Raw genomic sequence first — 4,063 nt, forward strand, 5'->3', positions numbered from 1 at the left:
GAACTCGGCGTGGCCGACGCGGCGCTGAACCCGGTGGGCGGCGCGATCGCGCTCGGGCACCCGCTCGGCGCGTCCGGGACGCGCCTGATGAGCACGCTGATCAACCACCTGGAACGCACCGGCGCGCGCTACGGGCTGCAGACGATGTGCGAAGCCGGCGGCATGGCCAACGCGACGATCCTGGAAAACCCCGCGGCCTGAGCGCGGAACCGACGAACTCGGCGATGCGGCCGGGGGAGCAGGAGAACGATGAACCTCGACGGTGGCAGCGCAGTGGTGACCGGCGGTGCGTCCGGGCTCGGGCTGGCCAGCGCCAAGCGGCTGCTCGACCGGGGCGTGCCGGTGGTGCTGGTGGACCTGCCGAGCTCCGCGGGCGAGCAGGTGGCGGCCGAGCTCGGTGGCAAGGCGAGCTTCGCCCCGGCCGACGTGGCCGATCCGGAGGCGGTCGACGCGGCGATGGACCTCGCCGAGCAGCAAGGCCCGATCCGCGCGCTGGTGCACTGCGCGGGCCGCGGCGGCACGGTCCGCGTGGTGGAACGCGACGGCGAACCGGGCTCGCTGGAGCAGTACGAGTCGATCGTGCGCACCAACCTGACCGGCAGCTTCAACGTGCTGCGGCTGGCGTCGGCCCGGATGGCGCGCAACGAGCCGGTCGACGGTGAGCGCGGAGTCTGCGTGCTCACCGCCTCGGTCGCGGCGTGGGAAGGCCAGATCGGGCAGATCCCCTACGCCTCGGCGAAATCCGGGGTGGTCGGCATGACGCTCGTAGCCGCCCGCGACCTGGCGCGCAAGCTGGTGCGGGTGTGCTCGATCGCGCCGGGCACGTTCGACACGCCGATCCTGTCCCGGTTCTCCGACGAGATCCGCGACGGGCTCGCCTCCCGCACGCCGCACCCGTCGCGGCTGGGGCGCCCGGACGAGTTCGCCGCGCTCGCCGAGCAGATCATCGGCAACCCGATGCTCAACGGCGAGACGATCCGGCTGGACGGGGCGATCCGGATGCCCCCGAAATGACCGGCGCCGGCCCCCTGCGCGGGCAGGGGGCCGGTACTGCCGCGGCTGCGCCGGTGCCGCTGCGGTGCCTGCGCGCACCACCGGAGTTCGCGCGGCGGTCCGGTTCGCGGTGACTCCCGCTGCGGCGCCTGCGGCCGCCGGAATCACTGCACCTGCGGCCGCCGAGGTCACTGCGATGCCCGACGCCGCCGGGATCACTCCGGCGGCGGGAACCGCGGTCGCCGCTTCTCCAAGAACGACGTGGCGCCCTCGACCATGTCCGCGCTGCCCACCGCCTGCACCAGCATCCCGAGACCGTTGCTGAACGAGTCCCGCGCCGAGTTCCACCAGATGTTGGAGGAGATCTTGGTGATCTCCAGGTAGCGCGGGCTCAGCTCGGCCAGCTCCTCGACCCATCCGGTCACCGCCTCCGCCAGCCGGTCGTCCTCGACCACCTCGTTGACCAGGCCCAGGCTCTCGGCCTGTTCGGCGGAGTAGCGCCGGCACAGCATCGCCATCTCCTTGGCCCGCTTCTCCCCGATCTGCACGCCGAGCACGTTGGTGGCGCCGGTGACCGGGGCACTGCCGACCTTCGGCCCGGTCTGGCCGAACGTCGCCGAACGCGCCGCGATCGCCAGGTCGCAGGCCACGACGAGTTCGTTGCCGCCGCCGGCCGCCGCGCCGTTGACCGCGGCGATGACCGGGCGCGGGCATTGCCGCACGGCGTCGAACAACCGCAGCGAGCCCTGGTACAGCGCCCGCATCTCCCCGGTGGTCGGCGTGCTGAGCTGCTGCAACGATCCGCCTGCGCAGAAGCTGCCGCCGGATCCGGTCAGCACCACCGCCCGCGCCTCATCGGCGCCGCTGAGCGCTTCGACGATCGCGTCGGACATGGCGGGATCGAAGGCGTTCTTGCGCTCCGGCCGGTTGAGCGTGAGCCACAGCGCGTCCCCGCGCTGCTCGACCAGCACGTCCTCCCCCATCAGTCGACCGTGATCGCGCGCTCGGGGCAGGAGTCCGCGCCTTCGACGGCCTCGTCGGCGAACTCGGCCGGGACCTGTTCTTCGAGCACGTAGGCGGTGCCGTCCTCCTCGCGCAACGCGAAGACGTTCGGGGCGCTCATCTGGCACAGCCCGTGCCCCTGGCAGTGGTTCGGATCGACCCGCGCGCGCATGGTTTTTCCTCCTCGTCGAGGTGGCGCCGACTCCCCCCGGCTTCGTGCGAACCGTTGACAACCGGCATATCTAGTATAACCATTATCAGGTCAACAGCGGGGTTGATGCAATAGGAGGTCCCAGCAGCATGGCTTCGCAACAGCGCTGTCCAGTGATCCGCTTCGATCACAACTCCCAGGAGCACTCCGCGGACCCGGTCGCTTCCTACCGCGCCGTCCGCAACGAGCACGGACTCGCCTGGACCGAGTCGCACGGTGGCTACTGGGTGCTGTCCGACTACGAGAGCGTCTTCGAAGCCGCGCGGGACGACGGCGTGTTCTCCTCGGCGCGCACCTCCTCCGGAGGCGAGGGGCTGTCCGTGGTGATCCCGAAGACGCCCATGCACTTCCACATCCCGATTGAACTGGATCCACCGGATTTCCGGAAGTTCCGCAAGCTGATCAACCCGATCACCTCGCCCGCCGCGATCGAGCGGATGCGCGGCATGGTCGAGCACCACGTCAGCAGCTTCATCGACGAGGTCATCGAGACCGGCGAGTGCGACTTCACCTCCGTGATCGGCGTTCCGTCGCTGGTCACCATCGACTGGCTGGGCCTGCCGGTCGAGGAGTGGCGCCGCTACTCGCGCGCGCACCACGCCACGCTGGCCGCCGTGCCCGGCAGCGAGAAGTGGCGCCAGGCCACCGAAGTGGACCTGCCCTACCTGTCCGAGCAGATGAGCCGGATCATCGAGCAGCGCCGCGCCGATCCGCAGGACGACGTGATCAGCTACCTGGTGCAGCAGACCGTGGACGACCGGCCGATCACCGACGACGAGGTCTTCGCCATCGTCGAGCTGCTCATCGCGGGCGGTACCGGGACCACCGCCTCGCTGGTGAGCCAGACGCTCGTCTGGCTGGCCGAGCACACCGACGTGCGGCAACGGCTGATCGAAGATCCGAGCCTGCTCGACCACGCCGTGGAGGAGTTCCTGCGCTACTTCTCCCCCACCCAGGCGCTGGCCCGCACCGTCGCGCAGGACACCGAGTTCCGCGGCTGCCCGATGCGGCAAGGCGACCGGGTGCTGCTTTCCTGGGCCTCGGCCAACCGGGACGAGTCGCTGTTCGAGCACCCGGACGAGATCGACATCGACCGCTGGCCGAACCGGCACACCGCCTTCGGCATCGGGGTGCACCGCTGCGCCGGCTCGCACCTGGGCCGGTTGATGGCCAAGACGCTGCTCAACGAGATTCTTACCCGGATGCCGGACTACACCGTCGATTTCGACGCGCTGGAGCGCTATCCGCACCAGGGCACGAACATGGGCTTCCAGCGCATCCCGGCGCGGTTCACTCCCGGCCCGAAGCTCGCCCGGTGACCCGGGTCGTCATCGCCGGTGGGGGGCTGGCCGCGGCGCGCACCTGCGAATTGCTGCGGCGCAAGGGTTTCGACGGCGAGATCGTGCTGCTCGCGGCCGAGCGGCGGGCGCCCTACGACCGGCCGCCGCTGACCAAGGCGGCGTTGCGGGAAGAGTTCGATCCCACGTTGCGGACCGACTACGAGGCGTTGTCGGTCGATCTCCGGCTGGGCGCAGCGGCTCGATCGCTGCATCCGGCGGAACGGGTGGTCGGTACCGATTCCGGCGACGTCGGCTACGACGCGCTGGTCATCGCCACCGGCGCGAGCCCGGTGCGGCTTCCCGGCGACGGTCCGCAGCTGGTCGTGCGCACTGCCGACGACGCGGCGCTGCTGCGGGAACGGCTGCAGCCAGGAGAGCGGGTCGTGCTGGTCGGCGCGAGCTGGATCAGTGCCGAGGTGGCCACCGCCGCACTGGCCCGGGGCTGCTCGGTGACCTGCGTGGAAGCGGCGCCGGTCCCGCTCGGTGCGCTGGGCGAGCAGGCTGTCCTGATGATCGA

At 70.8% G+C, this 4,063-nt stretch carries 5 protein-coding genes and 1 pseudogene; 4 read left to right on the forward strand and 2 right to left on the reverse strand.

The genetic code is table 11. The features are described 5' to 3' along the window. Together IJH84_RS13195 and IJH84_RS13200 are read left to right on the forward strand one after the other, a co-directional pair. Positions 1-201 (forward strand): annotated as a pseudogene (locus tag IJH84_RS13195) (steroid 3-ketoacyl-CoA thiolase); the annotation flags it as partial. Positions 202-249: 48 nt separating this feature from the next. After that, positions 250-1,014, forward strand: a complete 765-nt coding sequence (locus IJH84_RS13200; protein ID WP_200069499.1) for an SDR family NAD(P)-dependent oxidoreductase — start codon at positions 250-252, stop codon at positions 1,012-1,014. A gap of 194 nt (positions 1,015-1,208) precedes the next feature. Here the strand turns inward: IJH84_RS13200 and IJH84_RS13205 are convergent, their stop codons facing one another. Continuing rightward, a complete protein-coding gene (locus tag IJH84_RS13205) occupies positions 1,209-1,976 on the reverse strand; it encodes an enoyl-CoA hydratase/isomerase family protein (RefSeq protein ID WP_295144658.1) in 768 nt (255 codons plus the stop codon). Then, complete coding sequence (locus IJH84_RS13210; protein WP_200069500.1) at positions 1,976-2,167, reverse strand: ferredoxin; 192 nt, start codon at positions 2,165-2,167, stop codon at positions 1,976-1,978. Before IJH84_RS13210 ends, IJH84_RS13205 begins: the two co-directional genes overlap by 1 nt. Before the next feature lie 128 nt (positions 2,168-2,295). On the opposite strand from IJH84_RS13210, the gene IJH84_RS13215 reads away from it, so the two are divergent. Then, the gene (locus tag IJH84_RS13215) at positions 2,296-3,525 is read left to right on the forward strand and encodes a cytochrome P450 (protein WP_200069501.1); all 1,230 of its coding nucleotides are present in this window, start codon (positions 2,296-2,298) and stop codon (positions 3,523-3,525) included. Continuing rightward, the coding region (locus tag IJH84_RS13220) for an FAD-dependent oxidoreductase (RefSeq protein ID WP_295144664.1) at positions 3,522-4,063 on the forward strand (542 nt) is incomplete at its 3' end. The genes IJH84_RS13215 and IJH84_RS13220, both read left to right, overlap by 4 nt.

It is taken from the genome of Saccharopolyspora sp. (assembly GCF_017434145.1).
Classification (GTDB): Bacteria; Actinomycetota; Actinomycetes; order Mycobacteriales; family Pseudonocardiaceae; genus Saccharopolyspora_C; species Saccharopolyspora_C galaxeae.